A 1,020-nucleotide genomic window follows, 5' to 3' on the forward strand; every position below is an offset into this window, starting at 1 on the left:
CCGCGCTCGGCCGCACGGCCTCTCGCAGCCCGATCGCGGTGAACCCGTGGTCGGCGCCGACGGTGGCCTCGAGGAACCGCTCGACCTCCTCCACGGTCGGGATGTCCGACACGCGCTGCCCGCCGCAGCGCAGCTTCGGCGTACAGCCGTGCGCGGCGACCTTGCCCACGGCGTCGAGCCAGGCCTCGAGCTCCTTCGGGGTGCCCTCCAGCGGCCGCCGCGGCTCGACGACGGCGGTGACCTCGTCCGGCACGAACTCCGAGACCCGCTCCAGCCAGACGGCGTCGACGTCCGGGGGCGCGGCCGTCTCGACCGTGCGGGGGGTCAGCAGGCTCGACCGGGAGAACACGGTGGAGAGCGCCTTCGGCACGGCCCCGAGCCCGGTGTCCACCACGAGCGCGAGGTCCACCGGACGAGACGGTGCCGACCGGGCCAGCTCCGTGACCAGCTGCGGGAGCCGGGAGACGGGGCACACGAGATGGCCGATCATGCCCCCGTAGCCGCCGTCGCGGGCGGAGAGGTAGCGGGCCACCACCGCGTCGATGCTCGGGGCGGCCAGCCGCGGCTGGACCAGGCTCGCGTCGTCGACGAGGCCCGCCAACAGGGGACGGATCGGCCACGGGTCGGCAGAGGATCCCGAGGGCACGGTCGTCACGGGAGATGACGCTAACCGGCCGTTCACGTCGTCCCGACAAAGGGGTCCCCGCCACGGACTCTGGACAGCCACCGGAACCGGCAGCTAACTTAGCCTCACCTAACCCAAGGAGAGCATCGTGGGACAGACCCGGCTCCGGCGCCCGCCGGCCCCGACGGACGCGGAACGCGCCCGCAGCGTGGCGACCCGCGGCGGGGAGGCGGCACTCGTCGGGACCGGCGCGCCCGAACCCGTCGTGCCCCTCGTGCACCACCTGCACGCCGACGGGTCCGCCGTCCTCCTGCTGGCCGACGACTCCCCGGTCCTCACCGCGATCCGCGAGTCGGAGCGCGGGGAGCTGCCGGTCATGCTGGAGGTCTCGGACC

Annotated in this window: 1 protein-coding gene and 1 pseudogene; one reads left to right on the forward strand and one right to left on the reverse strand. The window is 74.4% G+C overall.

What is annotated here, in order from left to right:
- On the reverse strand, positions 1-655 hold a 655-nt coding region (locus H5J29_RS34050), incomplete at its 3' end, for a hypothetical protein (RefSeq protein WP_181784960.1).
- Positions 656-773: 118 nt separating this feature from the next.
- Here H5J29_RS34050 and H5J29_RS34055 point away from each other — a divergent pair.
- Positions 774-1,020 (forward strand): annotated as a pseudogene (locus tag H5J29_RS34055) (DUF2470 domain-containing protein); the annotation flags it as partial.

It is taken from the genome of Pseudonocardia pini (assembly GCF_013870575.1).
Lineage (GTDB): Bacteria > Actinomycetota > Actinomycetes > Mycobacteriales > Pseudonocardiaceae > Pseudonocardia > Pseudonocardia pini.